Origin of the sequence: Bizionia myxarmorum (assembly GCF_008086205.1) — a bacterium.
GTDB lineage: Bacteria > Bacteroidota > Bacteroidia > Flavobacteriales > Flavobacteriaceae > Algorimicrobium > Algorimicrobium myxarmorum.
The window spans coordinates 12,884-33,656 of the sequence record NZ_VSKK01000003.1 but is presented as its reverse complement, the minus strand read 5'-3'; the positions used below and the strand labels follow the sequence as shown (position 1 = coordinate 33,656).

General features: G+C 33.9%; 20 protein-coding genes. 8 read left to right on the top strand and 12 right to left on the bottom strand.

The genetic code is table 11. The annotated features are described in order from the left end of the window. Nucleotide 1: 1 nt before the first annotated feature. The 7 genes from ES674_RS11360 to ES674_RS11330 form a co-directional block, all read right to left on the bottom strand. On the bottom strand, nucleotides 2-211 hold the full coding sequence (locus ES674_RS11360) for a hypothetical protein (RefSeq protein ID WP_148404166.1): 210 nt from the start codon (nucleotides 209-211) through the stop codon (nucleotides 2-4). A 5-nt stretch (nucleotides 212-216) separates the two neighbouring features. Continuing rightward, on the bottom strand, nucleotides 217-1,008 hold the full coding sequence (locus ES674_RS11355; RefSeq protein WP_148404165.1) for a (Fe-S)-binding protein: 792 nt from the start codon (nucleotides 1,006-1,008) through the stop codon (nucleotides 217-219). A 7-nt stretch (nucleotides 1,009-1,015) separates the two neighbouring features. After that, a complete protein-coding gene (locus ES674_RS11350; protein ID WP_148404164.1) occupies nucleotides 1,016-1,462 on the bottom strand; it encodes an LNS2 domain-containing protein in 447 nt (148 codons plus the stop codon). 24 nt (nucleotides 1,463-1,486) lie between these two features. Then, nucleotides 1,487-1,789, bottom strand: a complete 303-nt coding sequence (locus ES674_RS11345) for a hypothetical protein (RefSeq protein ID WP_246126030.1) — start codon at nucleotides 1,787-1,789, stop codon at nucleotides 1,487-1,489. An 82-nt stretch (nucleotides 1,790-1,871) separates the two neighbouring features. Further along, the gene (locus ES674_RS11340) at nucleotides 1,872-3,185 is read right to left on the bottom strand and encodes a (Fe-S)-binding protein (RefSeq protein ID WP_148404163.1); all 1,314 of its coding nucleotides are present in this window, start codon (nucleotides 3,183-3,185) and stop codon (nucleotides 1,872-1,874) included. 12 nt (nucleotides 3,186-3,197) lie between these two features. Then, the gene (locus ES674_RS11335; RefSeq protein ID WP_148404162.1) at nucleotides 3,198-4,145 is read right to left on the bottom strand and encodes an MlaD family protein; all 948 of its coding nucleotides are present in this window, start codon (nucleotides 4,143-4,145) and stop codon (nucleotides 3,198-3,200) included. Nucleotides 4,146-4,200: 55 nt separating this feature from the next. Further along, nucleotides 4,201-5,319, bottom strand: a complete 1,119-nt coding sequence (locus ES674_RS11330; RefSeq protein WP_170234007.1) for an N-acetylmuramoyl-L-alanine amidase family protein — start codon at nucleotides 5,317-5,319, stop codon at nucleotides 4,201-4,203. A gap of 86 nt (nucleotides 5,320-5,405) precedes the next feature. Between ES674_RS11330 and ES674_RS11325 the strand changes: the two genes are divergently transcribed. From ES674_RS11325 to ES674_RS11315, 3 genes are read left to right on the top strand one after another with little or no spacing between them, the layout of a single operon-like run. Continuing rightward, nucleotides 5,406-8,159 (top strand): putative LPS assembly protein LptD, encoded by a 2,754-nt coding sequence (locus tag ES674_RS11325; protein ID WP_148404161.1) that lies wholly within the window; start codon nucleotides 5,406-5,408, stop codon nucleotides 8,157-8,159. A gap of 25 nt (nucleotides 8,160-8,184) precedes the next feature. Next, entirely contained in the window at nucleotides 8,185-8,565 is a 381-nt protein-coding gene (locus tag ES674_RS11320) for a RidA family protein (protein WP_148404160.1), read from the top strand. Between the two features lie 35 nt (nucleotides 8,566-8,600). After that, the gene (locus ES674_RS11315) at nucleotides 8,601-9,077 is read left to right on the top strand and encodes a hypothetical protein (protein ID WP_148404159.1); all 477 of its coding nucleotides are present in this window, start codon (nucleotides 8,601-8,603) and stop codon (nucleotides 9,075-9,077) included. Nucleotides 9,078-9,159: 82 nt separating this feature from the next. Here ES674_RS11315 and ES674_RS11310 read toward each other — a convergent pair whose 3' ends face one another. The 5 genes from ES674_RS11310 to ES674_RS11290 all read right to left on the bottom strand — a co-directional run bounded on the left by ES674_RS11310 (nucleotide 9,160) and on the right by ES674_RS11290 (nucleotide 17,052). Next, nucleotides 9,160-9,534 (bottom strand): methylglyoxal synthase, encoded by a 375-nt coding sequence (locus ES674_RS11310; protein WP_148404158.1) that lies wholly within the window; start codon nucleotides 9,532-9,534, stop codon nucleotides 9,160-9,162. Then, on the bottom strand, nucleotides 9,534-10,397 hold the full coding sequence (locus tag ES674_RS11305) for an N-acetylglucosamine kinase (protein WP_148404157.1): 864 nt from the start codon (nucleotides 10,395-10,397) through the stop codon (nucleotides 9,534-9,536). Before ES674_RS11305 ends, ES674_RS11310 begins: the two co-directional genes overlap by 1 nt. A 69-nt stretch (nucleotides 10,398-10,466) precedes the next feature. Next, nucleotides 10,467-11,468 (bottom strand): type I glyceraldehyde-3-phosphate dehydrogenase, encoded by a 1,002-nt coding sequence (gap, locus tag ES674_RS11300; RefSeq protein ID WP_148404156.1) that lies wholly within the window; start codon nucleotides 11,466-11,468, stop codon nucleotides 10,467-10,469. Nucleotides 11,469-11,499: 31 nt separating this feature from the next. Then, nucleotides 11,500-12,486 carry a 6-phosphofructokinase gene (pfkA, locus tag ES674_RS11295; RefSeq protein ID WP_148404155.1) on the bottom strand — a complete coding sequence of 329 codons (987 nt, stop codon included), beginning with the start codon at nucleotides 12,484-12,486 and terminating at the stop codon, nucleotides 11,500-11,502. 153 nt (nucleotides 12,487-12,639) lie between these two features. Beyond that, the gene (locus ES674_RS11290; protein WP_246126029.1) at nucleotides 12,640-17,052 is read right to left on the bottom strand and encodes a translocation/assembly module TamB domain-containing protein; all 4,413 of its coding nucleotides are present in this window, start codon (nucleotides 17,050-17,052) and stop codon (nucleotides 12,640-12,642) included. 94 nt (nucleotides 17,053-17,146) lie between these two features. Here ES674_RS11290 and tsaD point away from each other — a divergent pair, with 94 nt between their 5' ends. The 5 genes from tsaD (at nucleotide 17,147) to ES674_RS11265 (ending at nucleotide 20,756) form a co-directional block, all read left to right on the top strand. Then, nucleotides 17,147-18,169 (top strand): tRNA (adenosine(37)-N6)-threonylcarbamoyltransferase complex transferase subunit TsaD, encoded by a 1,023-nt coding sequence (gene tsaD / locus ES674_RS11285; RefSeq protein ID WP_148404154.1) that lies wholly within the window; start codon nucleotides 17,147-17,149, stop codon nucleotides 18,167-18,169. 100 nt (nucleotides 18,170-18,269) lie between these two features. Next, a complete protein-coding gene (locus ES674_RS11280) occupies nucleotides 18,270-18,890 on the top strand; it encodes a peptidylprolyl isomerase (protein ID WP_148404153.1) in 621 nt (206 codons plus the stop codon). A 2-nt stretch (nucleotides 18,891-18,892) separates the two neighbouring features. Continuing rightward, on the top strand, nucleotides 18,893-19,597 hold the full coding sequence (locus ES674_RS11275; protein ID WP_148404152.1) for a 16S rRNA (uracil(1498)-N(3))-methyltransferase: 705 nt from the start codon (nucleotides 18,893-18,895) through the stop codon (nucleotides 19,595-19,597). Between the two features lie 2 nt (nucleotides 19,598-19,599). Then, a complete protein-coding gene (locus ES674_RS11270; protein WP_148404151.1) occupies nucleotides 19,600-20,241 on the top strand; it encodes a DUF4159 domain-containing protein in 642 nt (213 codons plus the stop codon). 8 nt (nucleotides 20,242-20,249) lie between these two features. Further along, on the top strand, nucleotides 20,250-20,756 hold the full coding sequence (locus ES674_RS11265; protein ID WP_148404150.1) for a TrmH family RNA methyltransferase: 507 nt from the start codon (nucleotides 20,250-20,252) through the stop codon (nucleotides 20,754-20,756). The last annotated feature ends 17 nt before the right edge of the window (nucleotides 20,757-20,773 follow it).

Sequence of the window (20,773 nt, the reverse complement as noted above, 5' to 3'; positions counted from 1 at the left end):
TTTACTTATTACGTTTATTTTCTTCTTTCTTCACCTTTCTATACGCCATATAACCGTTAAAACATCCGAAAAGCACAAAATGTAATGCGAATTTCCAAAATAGGAAGTCTCTGTCCATAAAATAATCGAATGCCACCATAATAAGGGCAAACATGATTCCGGAAATAACTCCTAATTTGATATATGTTTTATTTCTTTCAAAAAAGCTCATAGGTTCTATAAATCTTCAGCATTTGCAATTAGTTCCGCAATATCCATAACTTGAATATTTGCCTCTTGGTCTTTGGCTTTAACACCATCTGTCATCATCGTGTTACAGAATGGACAGCCAGCAGCAATAATTTCTGGTTTAATTTCCATGGCCTGCTCGGTGCGTTCCACGTTAATTTCTTTATCGCCTTTTTCAGCATCCTTAAACATTTGTGCACCACCAGCTCCACAACATAAGCCACGACTTTTACAGCTTTTCATTTCAACTAATTCAGCATCTAATTTGCGAATTAATTCCCGAGGAGCTTCATAAACACCATTTCCACGACCTAAAAAACAAGGATCATGAAACGTGATGCGTTTGCCTTTAAATTGACCACCTTCAATAGTTAAACGTCCATCTTCTAATAAGGACTTTAAAAATTGGGTATGGTGCATAACTTCATATTTTCCACCAAGCTCTGGATACTCATTTTTCATGGTATTAAAGCAATGTGGACAGGTAGTTACAATTTTAGTTATTTCGTAACCATTTAAAACTTCAATATTTGAAGCCGCTTGCATTTGAAACAAAAATTCATTTCCACTACGTTTAGCTGGATCACCTGTGCAACCTTCTTCGGTACCAAGAACCGCGAAATCCACATTTGATTTATTTAAAATTCGTACAAATGCTTTTGTTATTTTTTTGGCTCTGTCATCAAAACTTCCCGCACAACCAACCCAGAATAAAACCTCTGGTTGTTTGCCTTCTGCCATATATTCCGCCATAGTTGGCACTCTAAGTTGCTCGCTCATAATATTATTATTCATGTTTACCATCATCAAAAACTTGAATGGTGACTTTTTTATCAACTAAATCTGTAAATTTTCCTTTGTATTGTGTGGCCTTCACTAAGTGATTATCTATCCAATGGTAATTTCCACCTCGTGGTTTTCCCATTAATAAACTATGAAATTTAAATCCGTGTTTTACTAGCCATTTTTCAGTAACCTCGCGGTGCTGTTCTGTTCTGGAAGTGAAGTAGCATATTAAATGGCCTTCATCAAACCATTTGTTGCAAGTAATTAAAGCGTCTGGATATGGCGCACAAGTTTCCATACGCTCCGGTTCTTCATTTGGTATATCATCTGTGATGGTACCATCAATGTCTATTAAATAATTTTTTACACCTTCAGGTAAAATAGGACTCACTTTTTCGCCTGCTTCTACTTTCTCATGTAAAAATTTATCTGCGTCTTCTCTTTTCATTATAATCGACCTTTAAACTTGTTATTATGGCGACTTTTCGTTTTCTATCTCCTCATTCATGGCTAAAAAATCACTTTTATCAATACGAATAATGATAGCGAGTTTCTTTTTGCCATTTATCAATATATTTTCCGGATCATAGCGTTCGTCATAAGACCGACGCAATGCGGCATAACCTATTTTACTTGTTTGTTCATCTGAACAATAATCGCAAAAAACCTTTATCAATTTAATGTCTTTGGCTTCTTTGCTTTTATAAGTAATTTGGGTATAAACTTTAATCTGTAATGAATCTTTCGCATAATTTTGCGCTTGTATTACTTCCATTCCAAAAAAAAGAAATGAAGCAACTAATAAGCTATATGTGAAAGTTGAATTCTTAATGATTTTTAAGTTTATAAATTATAGTTTATTCGTTTTTCCAGTTTAAACGATCCATTTGGTTGTATGGCCAAGGTGCTGAATTGTTCTCAATATTTGTCATCATATTATTTAACTCCAATGGCGCAGCACTTTGCTCCATAACTAAATAACGACGCATATCCATTATTATAGAAAGCGGATCAATACTTACTGGACAAGCTTCTACACACGCGTTGCATGAAGTACAAGCCCATAATTCTTCACGAGTAATATAATCGTCTAATAGTTGTTTACCATCATCTACAAAAACACCTTTATTGGCATCCATGTTTTTACCTACCTCTTCTAGCCTATCACGCGTGTCCATCATAATCTTACGCGGTGATAATTTCTTACCCGTAATATTTGCAGGACATTCACTAGTACAACGTCCACATTCTGTGCAGGTATAGGCATTTAAAAGTTGAACCCAATTTAAATCTTGAACATCACTAGCACCAAATTTAGCTGGAACGTCATTTTCATCTTCTTCCGGTTGAGCAGCAAAAGGATCAGCATCTGGATCCATCATCATTTTAACTTCTTTGCTTACCGCTGCTAAATTATCTAGTTGCCCTTTTGGTCTCACTTTGCCATAATAGGTATTTGGAAAAGCCAATAGAATGTGTAAATGCTTCGAAAAATATAAATAGTTTAAGAATGCTAGTATTCCTAAAATATGCACCCACCATGCAGCACGTTCAATAATAATAATTGTTGCTTCAGGTAAACCATTAAACATTGGCGCAATAAATTGACTTATAATGTTTCCGGAATTCATAGCTTGAAATGAGGTATCCGTGGCATTCATGACTAAAAACAAGGTCATTAAAACCATTTCTATATAAAGAATGATATTCCCATCACTTTTAGGCCAGCCTTTCATTTCAGCTTTCCAAAAACGTTTAATTTTTATCACATTTCGCCTCATCCAAAAGATTACAACTGCTATAAAAACTAAAGCGGCTAATATTTCAAAAGAACCAATAAGGAATCCATAAACTGACGTTGGTAATACTTCTAAAAAAATACGATGTGTACCAAATAAACCATCAATTATTATTTCAAGAACTTCAATATTGATAATAATAAAGCCCACGTAAACAATAACATGCAAAAATCCAGAAACTGGACGTTTTACCATTTTGCTTTGACCGAGCGCAATGTTTATCATGTTTTTCCAACGTTGTGATGTATTATCACTAACGTCCACATCTTGGCCCAATTTGATGTTTCGGAGTAGTTTTTTGACATTTGATGCAAAATAGCCAATACCAATAATCAATGCAATGGCAAAAAGTATGTTTGGAATATAATTCATAGGTGGCTTGGTTTATTCTCTTTCGTCTTCAGGTTTCTCGAAGTCTTTCTTATTTTTTCCACCGAAAACAGATACGTTTACATAACGTTTAGGATTCAGTTTTACATCTTGCAACAATTCTCTTAATTGCATAGAAGCAATTTCTAAATTATCATATAATTTATCATCTTTTAGCAATTTGCCCATGGTGCCTTGACCATTTTCTAAATCGGCCAAAACATTATTTACATTAGCTAAAGTATTGTCTAAATTATCAAGTGTTTTAGATATATCTGCTTTCTTCAAATCGGCAGTTACAACAGCTAAATTTCCACTTATAGAATCAAAATTTCGAATAACAGATGTTAAATTAGCTTCATTTCTAGACACTAAAGAATTGACGGAATTAGACAAAGCATTAAAAGATTGAATAGTGGCATTTAATTCTGCGATAGCATTTTTTAAACCTTTTTCACCATCATCTTCAATAAGTTTATTGATACCTATTAATAAGGTATCAGCGGATTTTAATGTTGACCCTAAATCAGAACTAATGTCTGAAAAATTGCCAGCAAGTTGCGAAATTAAATCTTTTTCAATGTCAGATTCAAATTTGGCACCACCTTCAGCAATCTCGTTAGATTTTCCAGTAATAATAGCAATGGCATTATCACCCAATAAACCTGAAGAATACAAACGTATTTTGCTATCTACAGGGAATTTATAATCATTATCTACAGTAAAAGCTACCAATGTTTTGCTGGTTTCCGGTACATATTTAATAGATCTTATCTGACCAATGCTGTTACCCTTGATGGTTACAGCAGAAGATTCTGCAAGTGCATTATAATCAAATTCGGTATAGTACGTATTAGAACCATCCAATAGATTGATTCCTTTAAGGTAGTTAATTCCAAAAACGAGAAAAACGATTCCAGAAATTACTAATATGGCAGTTTTAACTTCTTTTGATAGTTTCAAAGTGGGGTTATTTAGTTATTAAACAAAATTATAAATAAATTTGTAAAGAATGCATCTAATTAGCAGATGATTTTAGGACGCCATCTAATGGAATTTGCTTACCATTTTTAAAGGCAACAATAAAGCAACCCTCATATCCATTGGCATCTGCTTCGGCTTTGAGACGTTTGGCAGCACTGTAATCTGAAGTGGCTCCATAATAATATTTAAATAAGGCATCTACTTCCTCACGAGAAATAGGATCTAATCCTTTAAAATTATAAGGTTTCTCCATTATTTTTCTAGAACTAGCGGCAATTTGAACTTTAAACGTGATCCCCTCATAAACAACTGGAGCTTCCAAAATTTTGTCGATAGCCTTATCTAGTTTTCCAGGTTGAAAAAAATCGCCCACATTTTGATCTAAATTATTCTTATAATCTAAAATAGCCTCTTTAATAGCCATGGCCATTTCATCTTGACCTTTATTAGAGTTTAAATATTGACCTTCTGGTTTATAGGTTAAAAAACCAGTTTCTATCAATACGCTTGGCATATAGGTGTTATGAAGCACCCAAAATCCGGCTTGTTTAACACCACGACTTTTTCGCTTTAATTTTCCTGTAAAATTGTTTTCAACGAAACTAGCCAATTGGATACTTTGATCCAGATATTCCTCTTGCATCAACGTTAAACCAATTAAAGATTCCGGAGAGTTTGGATCAAAACCTTCATAGTGTTTTTCATAATCGTCCTCTAAAAATATAACCTCATTTTCCTTTTTAGCTACATTAAAGTTTTGTTCGTTAACATGCAGACCTAAAACATAGGTTTCGGTACCGTAAGCACTATTTGAAAACGCATTACAATGCACGGAAACAAACAAATCCGCATCCGCTTTATTAGCGATAGCGGCACGTTCACGCAATTTTAAAAATACATCTGTTTTACGAGTATAAATAACGGTAATTTCTTTGTTTTTTTCAAGCTCCTTACCCACTTCCAAAACAATATTTAAAGCAATCGTTTTTTCTCTAAAACCATTTCCAAGATTCCCAGGATCATGACCACCGTGTCCGGCATCTAAAACCACTACAAATTTACCAGATTTACCTTGGGCAAATGTGGAATTTATTGAAGATACTGTTAAAAGTAAGGTGAAAAATAAGAAACTTATAGATACATTCGTTTTCATATAGGATATAACAACTTTTTTGTTCGTTTATTTTAATTTTGGAAAATTCACTTATATTAATTTAATCACAAAAAATATATGTAATTTTGACAATTCAAAAACCGAGCCATACTTTTACAAAAATACATTTAAAAGCGTTGCGTACAAACAACTTTCACATACTTTTTGCCTTAAGTTTTACAGTGTTTATCAACACTTTTGGCTTCAGTCAAGATTTGCCCAAATCTGGAATTACGGTTGAAGCAAGCAAAGATAACGATAGCTTAAATGTACGTGTTGGCAATGCCATTAAACCGGTTACCAACGAAAAAGGTCAAGATTCCATAGTAAAAGATACGGTAAAACCAAAGCCAGGAATGCTTACAGGGCCTGTAAAATATAAGGCTACAGATTATACATCCTTTAATAATAAGGAGCAGAAATTATACATGTATAATGAAGCCGAAGTGTATTATGAAGACATGGAGCTGAAGGCTGGAATTATTATAATTGATTATAATACGAATACGGTTTTTGCTAAAGGTATTACAGATTCTACAGGTGTTTACACGCAAGCGCCTATTTTTAAGCAATTGGATAACGAAGTAAAACCCGATTCTATAAAGTTTAACACCAAAACACAAAAAGCGTTAATTTATAATTCCAACACCGAACAAGGCGATATTAAAATATTTGCACCTGTCACCAAAAAAGTCAACGATTCCGTTATTTTTTTACAAAAAGGACGTTTTACCACGGCTAAAGATATAGATAATCCAGAATATTATTTTCAAGCTAATAAAATAAAAATTGTTCCAGGCGAAAAGATTGTCGTTGGTTTAACCAATATGGTAATTGCCGATGTTCCGACGCCCTTAGGTTTACCTTTCGGTTTTTTTCCTTTAACGAATAAGCAAACTTCGGGTGTTATAATTCCAACTTTTGGAGAAGAAAGTAATCGCGGTTATTTTATTCAAAATGGTGGTTATTATTTTGCTTTAAGTGAATATTTTGATTTGGCCGTTTTAGGCGATTATTACACCAATGGTAGTTATGGTTTGCGTATGGAAAGTTCTTATGCTAATAAATACCGATTTCGCGGGAATTTAGGCTTCCGCTATGAAAACTTAATTAATAGTGAGCGTGGTTTTCCTGATTATGGGAAATCAAATATTTATAATATTCGGTGGTCACATACGCAAGATACGAAAGCCAATCCAAGTTCTCGCTTTGCTGCATCCGTGAATTTAGGGAGTAGTAATTACTACCAAACATCCATAAACCAAGTAAACGCACCAAGTTTTTTAAATAATACCTTGGCGTCTTCCGTTTCATATTCTAAAACCTTTCAGGGAGATCCTCAAGTAAATTTTAGTGCAGCAGCCACACATTCACAAAACACGAATACGCAAGTTATAAATATGACTTTGCCTACAGTTCAAGCCAGTGTGAGTCGTATTTTCCCTTTTGCACCTCGTGAAGGCGTTAAAAAAGGGATTATTCAAAATGTTAACTTTCAGTATAATGTGCGTGCAGAAAATAAAATTCTAACCACGGATTCCTTATTCTTTAAAAAAGAAATGTGGGATAATGCCGAAAATGGCATCAAACATAGTATTCCCTTAACCACCAACTTTAAAATTTTAAAATATTTAAGTTTAAGCGCCAGTACCTCTTATGATGAAACGTGGGTTTTTGAAACGGTTAAAAAATATTTTGATCCAGACGAAGAAAAGGTTATAACACAAAGTATTAAAGGCTTTGATGCCTTTAGAACTTATAATTTTAGTACCAGTTTAGGAACTACCGTTTATGGTATGTTCGATTTCAGAAAAGACGGAAAAGACAGAAAAATTCAGCAAATTCGTCACGTTATGCGACCATCTATAAGCTATAACATCAACCCATCTTTTAGTAAATATTATCAAACTTTTGAAGTAATTAGTGCAGACGGATTAACAACTACGGAAGAAGAATATACGCGATTTGAAAATGGAATTTTTGGTGTTCCTAACAACCGCTATTCCAGCTCCATTGGTATGAGCTTATCTAATAATATTGAAGCTAAAGTTCGCGATAAAGATTCTTCAGCAACTGAAGCGCGAAAAATTAAATTATTAGATAACTTAAATTTTTCAACAGCATATAACGTGGCAGGCGATTCTTTAAATTGGAGTCCTTTAAGAATGTCTGGTAGCACACAAATTTTAAAGAACAAAATGTCCATTAATTTTGGTGCTACAATGGATCCGTACGCTTTAGATAACAACAACAATAAAATTGATAAATTTAATACAGATAATGGCGGTAGTTTATTCCGATTAACCAGCGCCAATATTACCATGAGTTATTCTATATCTAGTCGTGATTTTGATGGTTCAGATAATGACAGAAGTCAAGAAGAAAATTTACGAAGTGGTGGTCGTGACGATGATTTATTTGGACGTGCCCAAGATTTTTCAGATCAAAGTTATTACGACAAAGAAGATGATGAGAAGCAAAAGGAACCCAGTAAATTATATACTCAAAAAATCCCATGGGATATAAAGTTTGCTTACGCTGCCAATTATGGGAATGCACGTAGAGAAAATGAAATTTCATCACATTCTTTAATGTTTTCAGGTGATGTTGAAATAGCACCTCAATGGACTATTGGCGCATCATCTGGTTATGATTTTAAAAATCAAGGTTTCACCTACACACAATTACGTTTTGAGCGCGATTTATTAAGCTGGCGTATGAATTTAAGTTGGGTACCATTTAGCTCAAGAAGCTCTTGGTATTTCTTTATTGGTATTAAATCTAATATCCTAAAAGATATTAAATACGATAAACGTAGACAACCAGACCAAAGGTTATAATTCTAAATTTCTTATCCTTTTTATTATGAAAAAAATAATCAATACCAAAAACGCACCTGCTCCAATTGGACCTTATAATCAAGCCGTTTTAGTTGGTAATATGCTTTATACGTCTGGACAAATTGCTATAAATCCTGAAACTAATGAGTTGGTTTTAGAAACTATAGAATTGGAAACTGAACAAGTTATGCAAAACTTAAAAGCAGTATTAGAAGCTGCAGACATGACGTTTGAAAATGTCATTAAATCGACCATATTTATTAGTGATATGGGCAATTTCGGAAAAATAAATAGTGTTTATGCTAATTATTTCAATTCAGATACGGCACCAGCACGTGAAACTGTAGAAGTGGCGAATTTACCAAAATATGTGAATGTAGAAATTAGCGTGATGGCTGTTAAGTAGGAAGAAGTTAGTTGTACTTTATTGTTGTAAATTATTTGAAAAAACGAATCTGCATATTATTAATTTTTGTTATTCTGACAAGTTGTTCAGTAAATAAAACAATTACTGAAATCAAAAATCACGTAAAAGAAATAGAAAATCGAACTGACTTAAATGAATCTATAACAGAATTCAATACGGAGAATTTAAACGGAGAAATTATTGGTGGAACTTCAACATATGAGTTAACTGACAAAAAAAACAAACTTTACCGTATAATAACCGAAACAGCTCATCCAAATGACTCCATAGCATACTTTGAATTTTATTATAAAGAGAAAAAATTGATTTTTGCTAAATTCCTACAATTTTCAAACAAACAAACAGAATTAGATACAATTATAAATACCAAACTATATTTCAAGAAGGGGAAACTAATAAAGCAAATTGATTTTAAACTTAATAAAGTCGATTCCGAAAAAATAAAATTATTAGCTGAATCTTATATTATTGAAGGACTTGGAACGCAATAAAAATTGATTAATAACACTTTGTAAAAATAATTGTTGGTTTTCGCCTTGGCAACTAATCTAAACCAACTGTTATAGAATCACTTTAATTTGAAGCCGACACACCTTTAATTAAAAGTAAGGCCGTTGCCGGATTTGTTGCTAACGGTACATCATGCACATCACATAAACGCAGAAGCATTAAAACATCGGGTTCATGTGGATGTTTGGCTAATGGATCTCTGAAAAACAATACCATTTTACATAAGCCTTCGGCTACTCGACCTGCTATTTGGGCATCGCCACCGAGAGGACCTGATAATAATTTCTTTACTTTATAGCCAGCGCTTTCAACCTTATTTCCGGTAGTTCCCGTAGAAACTAACGTTATATGATCTTGATGAAAAAAGTCTCTATGTTCATTTAAAAACTGAACCATTTCGGCCTTTTTGCCATCATGTGCAATAATTGCTATTTCCATTATGTGTTGCTGTTTGTGTGATAATTAACCAAACCATCAATAGGTCGTCTTACAATATTACCAACAGTATAATTGTATTCTTTGGCCACTTCTAAAATTTCTTCTCTTGAAAAATGCGCAATAGAACCCGCAAAATGAACAGGAATTTTTTTGATTTCGTCCTCAAACTGCAAAATCATGGTTTCTGAAAATAAACGCAAACCTTTTTTAATTAATTCCTGGATATATACTGATTCTTTATTTTTGAACATAAATTCCGCAAATCCTGCTAAATACGCATTTGGATTAGGTTGTTTATAAAGGTTAAACTTAATATCATCCGCTTCTATATTATAGGTATCTGCAAAAGTTTTTCGGATAGATTCTGGCATACTATTAAAATAATAATCCCGAATTAATTGTCTTCCATAATAATTTCCAGAAGCATCGTCCATGATTGTATAACCCAAAGATTTCACATTTTGATGCAGATTACTGCCATCAAAATAACTACAATTAGATCCAGTTCCTAAAATACAAACTACGGCAGCTTCATTTGGCGCATTTAAAGTAGCACGAACGGCTGCATAGGTATCTTCTTTCACCTCCACTTCTGCGTTGGGGAAAATAGATTCCAAAACAGATTTTAAAAGTAATCGTGGTTTTTCTGTACCACAACCGGCACCATAAAAAAAGACCTGATCAACAAGCAATTTATGTTTTTGCAATTCGGGATGATTATTGATGATTTCAAACAATTCATCTTTGTTTAAAATGGCTGGATTTAAACCTTTAGTTTTTATCTTATTTAATACATGCTTGCCATTTTCATCAACTGAAATCCAATCCGATTTTGTAGAACCACTATCAACTATTAATATCATATTTTCTAAAAAGAACAAATCCGCAGACTACAATTAATTATAATCCTGCGGATTGAGGTGTCGTTTAATTTATAAACTGTTTATGTGCTCTGCTAATTCAACTAATTTATAGGAATAGGCAAACTCATTATCATACCATCCTACTACTTTAAAGAATTTAGAATTTAATTCTATAGATGCATCGGCATCAAAAACACAAATATTGGTTTCACCAACAAAATCTTGCGAAACAACGGCATCTTCCGTATAGCCTACAATACCTTTATAAGCGCCATTTGAAGCATCTTTAAATGCTTTTTTAATTTCCTCTATCGAGGTTTCTTTTTTGGTTCTTACAGTTAAGTCTACCACAGAAACATCTGCTGTTGGTACGCGAAATGCCATTCCGGTTACTTTACCATCTAACTCTGGTATCACAATACCAACTGCTTTTGCAGCACCAGTAGTAGTTGGGATAATATTATTTAATGCAGAGCGTCCTAAACGGTAGTTTTTGGCACTTGGCGCATCCACGGTGCTTTGTGATGATGTTGCCGCGTGAACAGTGGTCATTAAACCTTCTTCAAAGCCAAAATTATCGTTAATAATTTTCGCCATAGGAGCCAAACAGTTCGTGGTACATGAAGCATTTGAAACAATGGTATCAGACGCTTTAGCATCTTTATGATTTACACCCATTACAAACATAGGCGCATCTTTACTTGGAGCTGAAATCACCACTTTTTTAGCGCCAGCATCAATATGTCCATGCGCTGATTCAATACTTTTAAAAATACCTGTACAATCGGCAATAACCGTGGCACCCACTTCATCCCATTTTAAGTTTTTTGGATCGCGTTCTGCCGTTACGCGAACCGTTTTTCCATTTACCACCAAATGGCCATCTTTTACTTCCACTGTTCCATCAAAACGACCATGAACCGAATCATATTTTAATAAATAAGCTAAATGCTCTACTTCTAATAAATCATTAATACCTACAACCTCAACATTTGGTCTTTGTATACTTGCTCTAAAAACAATGCGACCTATTCTTCCAAATCCGTTTATACCTAATTTTAATTTTGACATCTTCTTCTCTATTTCTTATTAGTATTAATTATTAAGTGGTCATAATATCTGACACACGTAATAGCTCTTTATTTATTTCTGTTTTACCTTTTACGGCTTTTTCCAATGGGGTAAGCGTTATTTTATTATCAATAATACCCACCATAAAATTGGTTTTACCTTCCAACAGTGTTTCTACAGCTTTCACACCCATTCTACTAGCTAAAACCCGATCAAAACACGATGGTGATCCACCACGCTGCATGTGGCCTAAAACCGAAACACGCACATCATATTCTGGCATATTTTCTTCCACATAATCTTTCAATTCGAAAACATTTTTTCCAATCTTATCACCTTCAGCAACCACAACAATACTAGATGATTTGCCGGATTTTTTACTGCGTCTTAAAGATTCTAAAAGCCGCTCTAAACCTAAATCTTCTTCTGGTATTAATATTTCTTCCGCTCCTGCTCCAACACCCGCATTTAATGCAATATGGCCCACATCGCGACCCATTACTTCTACAAAAAATAACCTTTTATGGGAACTTGCCGTGTCTCTAATTTTATCAATAACTTCAACTACCGTATTTATAGCTGTATCAAAACCTAAAGTGAAATTGGTTCCAAAAATATCATTATCAATAGTACCAGGAATTCCAATAATTGGAAAATTAAACGCTTTATTAAACACTAAACCGCCGTTAAAGCTTCCATCTCCTCCAATAATTACCAAAGCATCTATATTGGCATTTTTAAGATTTTCATGTGCTTTTTGTCGACCTTCATCCGTTCTAAATTCCTGACATCTAGCCGATTTTAGCATGGTGCCACCCGTATGAATAATATTATTAACACTTCGCGCAGAAAGTGGCTTAAAATCGGCTTCAATTAACCCTTCAAAACCTCTGTAAATACCAACGCATTCTATTTCATGATAGGCACAGGTTCTAACAACAGAACGTATTGCAGCATTCATTCCAGGAGCGTCGCCACCCGATGTTAAAACTCCTATTTTTTTAATCTTTTTAGACATGATGTATTGCTAATTTAAGTAAATCTAGTAAAGAATAACTATAAACCGTGCTATTCCTAATAAAATAATAACTGATATAAAACTCAAGCGTTTTAATTAATACCAATTTGAAGTTTCAGCTTTTTTATAAGATAATTATGAATTTTTGCGCTTCTATTTATCCGTTTCTTCTTCTTTGAAACCTATATATTTTGGAATATCTTTTTCATTGTCTTCAGATTCTTCTGCTTCCTTGGCTTTTTCAGCTTCGTATTCCTGTTTCCCTTTAAAAATAATTTGAATAAGCTCACTAAAGGTATCAAAATCCACATTCCATGCTATACCAACGCCTTGAGTATAGCCAATTTCTTCACCAAAATTTCGAATACTGTTTTCACGGTTGAAAACTTTAGCGGTTAAGGTACCTTCATCATTCAAAAGAAAATCGATTTGCACATCGCCGGCAATAACGGTTTCACTAACGCCACCAACCGGAACACCAACTTTTCCATTTATCAAAATTCGGTCGCTAATGTTGGTTTGCAAGGTAACACCTAATCGGTCATCGGTTTGGTAATCGGGCGTGTTTTCACCCGCTTCAAAATTCACACCGATATTCACTTTATTATCACTAGTAGAAAAGAAACCATTAATAATTCCGTTTAAACGCTCGGTTACCGTTCCTGTAATATTAATATCATTTAACCGGTTAGAAAATGCCCCGGTTGCTAATAAATATAAAGCTTGGTTATCACGATCTTCTTTAGAATCCAAGCGGTAATTCAACTCGGATCTCACTGTAGAGTTTACAGTAGGAAATTCGAATTCAAATTCTATTTGTGGTTTCTCCAAAGGTCCACTTAAATTAGTAAAAACATGGACGGGAATACTTCTATTAATGGGGTTATCCAGCAAAGGCGATGGATTAGCCTGTGTTTTGTAAATAGCACTAATATTCACTTGTGCCGTAAACGGATCTCCTTCCCACGCTAATGTTCCTCCTGGTTCTACAATAAATTTCTTCTGAACGATTCCACCAAACATGAAATTATAGACGCCTTGAAATACGGCAAAATCACCATAAATATTAAATTTACCGTTTGTGTTGATATCAATAAGTAAACCACCAACGCCGCTTCCTTTAATGGTACTACCAGAAACTTTATCAATTACAATTTCAATTTCGGCATCTTGGGTAATATCCAGTTCAAAATCTAATTCTAGTCCTGAAATATTTTGATTCCGAATTTCTTCACCCATAGCTTTTGCTAATTTCTCTTCAGGCGTTAAGAAATGAATAAAAGAATTGTCACCAAAAGTGGCAGAATCTGTGAGAGGTATTACAAATGACGTCCCCGCCTTGGTTTCGCCTATTACACTAATTACCAAATCACTTGTTGGCCCTTTAATGCTGGCAATACCACCAATAAACCCAGTTCCATAATAAGGTGCTTGCTCCGTTTCTTCTTGGGTATCGAGAACTAATAATCGTGGTGTAGTGATATCAATACCTAAACTCCAATCAGAAAAATTAACATGCTTAATAAACCCGTTTAGAACACCGTTGGAATTGTATTTTGTATCCCTAATTTTAATATTATTAAAAACAAAACTCTGATTATCCAGCGTCACCGACGACTTATTAGCAAAATCAAAATCCACATTCAAATAAGGAACTGTTAGTCCGCCATTATTAAGCACCAAATCTCCATTAATTTCAGGTTTCTTGAGGCTACCTTGCACTTTTGTTAAACCGGTAACATCGCCTCGAATATTAGATAAAACACCATCTAAAAACGGATTTAAAGGCGACAGATTGAAGTTGTTGAAATTCAAATTCACATCAATCGTGGACACATCTTCGGCTACATCTATAATACCAATTGCCGATAAAGATTCAGTTTGATCATCTTTAATCTTGGCGTAAACTGAATAGTTAGTCAATGATTCATTACCACGAATTTGAGCATCAAAAGAACCTAAAACTAATCCATTAATTTCTAAATCATCAATAGTTATGTTTGAATCTGGCAGATATTGCCCATTTTGCTGGAAAATATCTAGTTTCCCATTTACATTTCCTTGCAAATCTAACCGATCTATTGTGGGCGTAATCTTGGCCAAATCTACGTCTTTGAAGTTCATTTTAATGTCCTTGTAGGTCGAATCTCTTAAGGCTCCCATCAAACGAATTTGCTCATTGTTATGACTCATCAAAAAAGAGTCTATTTTGACATTCTTAAATTTATTGTCGAATATCAAACGGTTTTTATTATTTCGGTTTGGATTAATTAACCAGGTGTTTCCTTTAAAAGTAGCATCCGAACGACTAAAACCGACAACAGATTTGTTTTCCTTATTTATGGTATGGTAAAAACTTAAATTGTAAACATCACTATTGTTTTTGCCACCGTTAAATTCAGAACGCATAAATAACGTGTCTTTTAAGGTCACATTAATTAGGTTGAATTTCGAAATATTATAAAAATTGGTATTGATACTATCCACTTCCACATAAGTATTGAAAAGCGGGTTTTTATTATCGACTTGCAATGAAATTTTATCTGCGAAATAATCAAAAAGTTTAATTTTTGGCGATTTAAAGGTGAGTTTAAATTCATCCTCACTACTCTCAACATGTCCACGAATATAAGTGTTGCTGCCTAATTCTATATCTGGAACAAAAACCTCAACAATCTTATTATAAATATTAAAATTAAAATCGATGTACTGATTTTCCATCACCTTATAGGGCTGGTAATTGGCGTAAATACTACCAATGGCGTTTTCAAAAAGTTTCCCAATATCTTCAAAAAGGAAAACACCGCTTAATTGACCGGTTATAATATCTGGTGAATTCACATTTATAAAATGCACTTCTTTTTCAAAACTGGAGGTAATTTCAAAATCATCAAAAAAGTATTCATCATGCTCATTAATATAAGACGTGTCATAAAACTGCAACGTACCAATGGCATTATTAACCGTAGTACCAGTGGCTTTCATGATTATAGAACCTTTAAATGTAGAAATACTATCATTTTTCACAAAATTCATAGCATTCAAATTGGCATAATCTACATCTGCTTCAAAATCGAATTCATTAATTTTTTTATTGAAATTTGCTAAACCATTAAACTTCAACTTTAAATTTTCATCGTTTGAAACTATAGTTCCATCATAAATATTATTACCTATTTTACCAGAAACCTCTATATTATTATACTCATATCCATTATAATTTATGGCGAAAATATCACCCAAAAGCTTGGTATTCAAACCTTTTAAACTAAAACCCTTTCCGTTTACATTTAAGTTTAAGGATGTTTTTCCCCATTTTGGGTTTTCCATGAATCGTCCAATATCAAAATCCTTGAAAACAATTTTACCTTTATAACTCGCATTATCTACATCGCTAAAGGTTTTCATTTCCAAATTGGAATCTATATAGCCTAAATCCGTTTGAATTTGCAAAATGGCTTTAATATCAGTCGTTGTAATTTCGGATTGTCCAACAATAGTAAAACGTCCAAGCCTATCAAAAGCCGATGGAATTGAATTTCCTAGAACATTTGGCAACAAGGCTTTTAAATCTCTATAGTTTGAAGAGAGATTGGTGAAATCTCCTTTCATATAAAAATTCCCCTTGTCTTTAGTAAACAGGTTTTTAAAATGTAAATCCCCGTAAATGCGACTACTGGAGGTGTTTAATTTTAAATTGGAAAGCGTCATATCATTTAGCGTCCCCGTTACGTGTGTACTAAAAGTAGCATGCTGATTGATACCAAATTCATTATAAAAAATGTTTAACTCGTTTAAAGCAATATCGGCTTCCGTAAAATGCGCGTCTAATAAAACTTTGTCTGTGAAAAATTGTAAATCTTCCCGATCATAATTGAATTTCACGTCACCTTTTAAAATGGAGTTTTCGGTTTTAATATCTAAATTATCTAGAAAAATCTGCTCTTTAGTATAGGAAAAATTGGTGACTAAATTTTTCATTTTCAAACCCCGACTATCATCAAACGCCAATGTGTTGATACGAGTGCTTACATTAGGACCATTAATTAGCAAATTGGTGGCATTGGTGTAAATATTGGTAAACTCCAATATTTTAGGCACGTCATTGTTTTCATTGGTCATACGGAAAATACCATCTCGGATGGTGACATCACTAGAAGACATGAAAAATGAACTTTCTTTATTTTCTTTATTATCGGCATCAAAACGCGCAACAAATACATCTAAATTTGTTACTGTTTCACCTTTATAAGTAACCAGATTAAAAATTACATCTTTTAAATCGATATCTCCAAACACAAGACGACCGTTATATAAGTTACGAAAACTTATAATAGAGGTATTTAACTCTGTAGCACTTATAAGCGTGTCTTTTTTAAAGTCGCGAATTAACACGCCTTTCATATCCACTTCCCCATTTATTTGCAAGCCAATACGCTCAATATTTATATTTGTTTTAAATTCTGAATTTAATCTTTGCGTAACATGTTTAGCAATACCCGTTTGCACCACCGGAAGAGATAGCAAAAGCACCAAGATAATAAAGAGCAGCAAGATTGTTGCCACTAGACGTGCGAGTATTTTGAAAAATTTTTTGATACGTTTTTAAAGTTATAACTTTGCCCTCAAAATTAACAATTATTATGCCCAATTATTAGAAATGACTACAGAAAATATTTACATATTAGGAATTGAGTCTTCTTGTGATGATACCGCGGCTTCAGTGATGTTAAACGGCCGTATTTTAAGCAATATTGTGGCGAGTCAGAAAATACATGAAGAATATGGTGGCGTTGTTCCTGAATTAGCGTCTAGAGCACACCAACAAAACATAGTCCCTGTGGTAGATCAAGCTTTAAAAAAGGCTGGTATTTCTAAACATCAATTGCACGCTGTAGCTTTTACGCGCGGTCCTGGTTTAATGGGATCTCTTTTGGTGGGAACTTCTTTTGCTAAATCTTTAGCATACGGTTTGGATATTCCGCTAATAGACGTTAACCACATGCAAGCCCATATATTGGCTCATTTTATAGAAGAGAACGATTTTAAAAAACCACCATTTCCATTTTTAGCCATGACTATTTCTGGCGGACATACCCAAATTGTAACCGTTTCTAATTACTTTGAGATGGAAGTAATTGGAGAAACTATTGATGATGCTGTTGGTGAAGCTTTTGATAAAAGTGGAAAAATACTCGGTTTGGGCTATCCTGCAGGACCTGAAATAGACAAACGCGCCAAATTAGGAAATCCGAAAGCTTTTAAATTTACGAAACCGAAAGTGGACGGCCTTAATTTTAGCTTTTCAGGATTAAAAACGGGAATTTTATATTTTATTCAAAGAGAGACGAAAGCGAACCCTAATTTTATTGAAGAAAACTTAAATGATATTTGTGCCTCTATTCAATATACTATTATCGCAATTTTAATGGATAAATTGAAATTGGCAACTAAAGATACGGGCATAAACCATATTGCTATTGGCGGCGGCGTTTCAGCAAATTCTGGAATTAGACAAGCTTTAAAGGATGGCGAAACAAAATTTGACTGGACAACCTATGTACCAAAGTTTGAATACACTACAGATAACGCTGCTATGATTGCCATTGTGGGTTATTTAAAATATAAAGAAGGTCTTTTTAGTGAACAGAGTGTAACAGCATCATCCAGGCTAAAAATTTGAGAATTCTGTTTTTTTTATCACCTTCTGTTAATAATGTTCTCACATTTTTGCTGTGAACATCAATTTTTTTAGTTGATTTGTGTACTAAACAATCCCAATCATGCCCAAAATACTACTAATCCTACTTTGCCTCAACAGCGTCCTACACGCTCAAGAGTCGGTAGCGCCCACATTTGAGGCCGTTACAAATACCGAAGAAGCCCAAGCCTATTTAGATTCCCATCCCAGTAAAGCCAATACCTTTATTACTTTTAATGAAGACAACCATAAAACTGAATTGGCAAAGAGCCTTTTCAGTACAGGTTTTGCCACCGTAGATGGTCAGTTTGAAAAAACCCGTTATAAAGTAGTAGACCGTTTTAGCACAATCCATTATCGTGCTAGTTATATCTTTATTGATGGTAATAAAATGGATGCTGAAGCAGCTGAAATACTGATTAAAACCATTACTAAAAAATACAAATCCGGTATTCCATTTAGCAAGTTAGCCCAAGAGTATTCTATTGATAATAATGCGAAAAAAAATGGTGATACAGGTTGGTTTGCTCCAGGCAGCATTCATCCAGATTTAGAGAAAGTCATTATCAACGTTCCTAGAAGTCAACGGGATTTATTTGCTTTTGAATTAAAGGAAAAATCCTGGTATTACTTGGTTTTAAATTCACATCAACCTAAAAAAATAAAGGAGATTAAAGTCCTTAAAATAGTCGAAAAAAAATAAGTATGCAGCTTTTTTACAATCCACATATTTCTGAAACTACTGATAGTTTTACCTTTGATAAAGAAGAAAGCAAGCATATTATTAAAGTGCTTCGGAAAAACATGGGCGATTTACTTCAAATTACCAATGGTAAAGGTTGGCTATTTACAGCCGAAATCACCATGGATGCTATTAAGAAATGTGAGGCAAAAATAGTTCAGAAAGAACAGCAAAAGCCATTTTCCTATAACCTTCATTTAGCCGTTGCTCCTACCAAAATGAACGATCGTTTTGAATGGTTTTTAGAAAAAGCAACGGAAATAGGAATCACCAGCATTACACCTATTATTTGTGATCATAGCGAACGGAAACATATTAAATTAGATCGGTTTGAAAAAATTGTTCAATCGGCTATGAAGCAATCGCTACAAGCTTATTTGCCTACTTTAAATGATGCTATACCGTTTTCAGAATTTATAACGCAATCTTTTGAAGGCTCAACATATATTGCACATTGTGAAGAACAGGATAGAAAATCCTTAAAAGAATGTTTAAAACCGCATGAAAACATCACAATTTTAATTGGTCCTGAAGGCGATTTTAGTGTTAAAGAAATTGAAACAGCCCTTAAGAACAAGTTTATTCCTGTAACTTTGGGTGCAACCCGATTGCGTACCGAAACAGCAGCAATTGTTGCCTGTCACAGCGTCGCATTTATTAATGAATAATCATGAAGCAAACATTTACGATTCTTTTAATGTTGGTATCGCTCAACTTTTTTGGGCAAGAAATAGCAGTATTAAAATATAAAGGTGGCGGCGACTGGTATAGTAACCCAACCTCACTTCCCAATTTAATTCGTTTTTGTAATGCAAATATCAATACCAAAATAAAGGAGAAACCTGAAACGGTAGAAGCTGGCAGTATTGATATTTTTCAATATCCGTTTATTCACATGACGGGTCATGGAAATGTCTATTTTAATGATTCCGATTCCGAAAATTTAAGAAATTACCTTATTTCAGGTGGCTTTATACATATTGATGATAATTACGGCATGCGACCGTATGTAGTTGAAGCTTTAAAAAGTATTTTTCCAAATTCTGAATTGGTAGAACTGCCTTCAAGTCATCCTATTTTCAATAACTTTTATAAATTTTCAGAAGGTTTACCAAAAATCCATGAGCATGATGGCTTACGTCCGCAAGCTTTTGGTATTTTCTATGAAAGCCGTTTAGTTTTATTGTTTACTTATGAAAGTGATTTAGGTAACGGATGGGAAGATGAAGTGGTTCATAATGATCCGCCAGAAGTCCGTGAAAAAGCTTTAAAAATGGGTGCTAATATTATTACCTATGCCTTTGAAAATTAAGCCCGTTTATGCAACTATCTCATTACACATCTAAATTCGAACCTCAAAACTTTCCAATTACTATTGTTTGTGATAATATTACGAATGCCCCAAATATTGGGAGTATTTTTAGAACAGCCGATGCTTTTGGCGTAGAGAAATTAATTTTCTGCGGTGGCGATATAGCATTCGGAAGGAAATCTAGTAAAACGTCACGAGCTACTGAAAAATATGTTACTCATCAATTTACTCAAGATACGCTTCAAACCATCACCGAGTTAAAAGCGGCAGGACAATATATAGTTGCTTTGGAAATTACAGCAGAAAGCCAAAGCATAAACGCTGTAAAATTTCCGAAGAACCATTCTATAGCACTTATTGTTGGCGCCGAAAATTTTGGTATTTCAGATGCGGTTTTAGAACTTGCTGATAGCATTATTCATATAAATATGTTTGGCGAAAATAGCAGTATGAATGTCGTGCAGGCAACAAGCATCTGTTTATATGAAATGACCAAACAGCTTCTTGGCACTTAATTAGATCACTTTTATAA

What these genes read in the sequence shown, in the direction of transcription:
- ES674_RS11360 (WP_148404166.1), bottom strand. Translation starts at nt 211, where the DNA reads ATGAGCTTTTTTGAAAGAAATAAAACATATATCAAATTAGGAGTTATT.
- ES674_RS11355 (WP_148404165.1), bottom strand. Translation starts at nt 1,008, where the DNA reads ATGAGCGAGCAACTTAGAGTGCCAACTATGGCGGAATATATGGCAGAA.
- ES674_RS11350 (WP_148404164.1), bottom strand. Translation starts at nt 1,462, where the DNA reads ATGAAAAGAGAAGACGCAGATAAATTTTTACATGAGAAAGTAGAAGCA.
- ES674_RS11345 (WP_246126030.1), bottom strand. Translation starts at nt 1,789, where the DNA reads ATGGAAGTAATACAAGCGCAAAATTATGCGAAAGATTCATTACAGATT.
- ES674_RS11340 (WP_148404163.1), bottom strand. Translation starts at nt 3,185, where the DNA reads ATGAATTATATTCCAAACATACTTTTTGCCATTGCATTGATTATTGGT.
- ES674_RS11330 (WP_170234007.1), bottom strand. Translation starts at nt 5,319, where the DNA reads ATGAAAACGAATGTATCTATAAGTTTCTTATTTTTCACCTTACTTTTA.
- ES674_RS11320 (WP_148404160.1), top strand. Translation starts at nt 8,185, where the DNA reads ATGAAAAAAATAATCAATACCAAAAACGCACCTGCTCCAATTGGACCT.
- ES674_RS11310 (WP_148404158.1), bottom strand. Translation starts at nt 9,534, where the DNA reads ATGGAAATAGCAATTATTGCACATGATGGCAAAAAGGCCGAAATGGTT.
- ES674_RS11305 (WP_148404157.1), bottom strand. Translation starts at nt 10,397, where the DNA reads ATGATATTAATAGTTGATAGTGGTTCTACAAAATCGGATTGGATTTCA.
- gap (WP_148404156.1), bottom strand. Translation starts at nt 11,468, where the DNA reads ATGTCAAAATTAAAATTAGGTATAAACGGATTTGGAAGAATAGGTCGC.
- pfkA (WP_148404155.1), bottom strand. Translation starts at nt 12,486, where the DNA reads ATGTCTAAAAAGATTAAAAAAATAGGAGTTTTAACATCGGGTGGCGAC.
- tsaD (WP_148404154.1), top strand. Translation starts at nt 17,147, where the DNA reads ATGACTACAGAAAATATTTACATATTAGGAATTGAGTCTTCTTGTGAT.
- ES674_RS11280 (WP_148404153.1), top strand. Translation starts at nt 18,270, where the DNA reads ATGCCCAAAATACTACTAATCCTACTTTGCCTCAACAGCGTCCTACAC.
- ES674_RS11275 (WP_148404152.1), top strand. Translation starts at nt 18,893, where the DNA reads ATGCAGCTTTTTTACAATCCACATATTTCTGAAACTACTGATAGTTTT.
- ES674_RS11270 (WP_148404151.1), top strand. Translation starts at nt 19,600, where the DNA reads ATGAAGCAAACATTTACGATTCTTTTAATGTTGGTATCGCTCAACTTT.
- ES674_RS11265 (WP_148404150.1), top strand. Translation starts at nt 20,250, where the DNA reads ATGCAACTATCTCATTACACATCTAAATTCGAACCTCAAAACTTTCCA.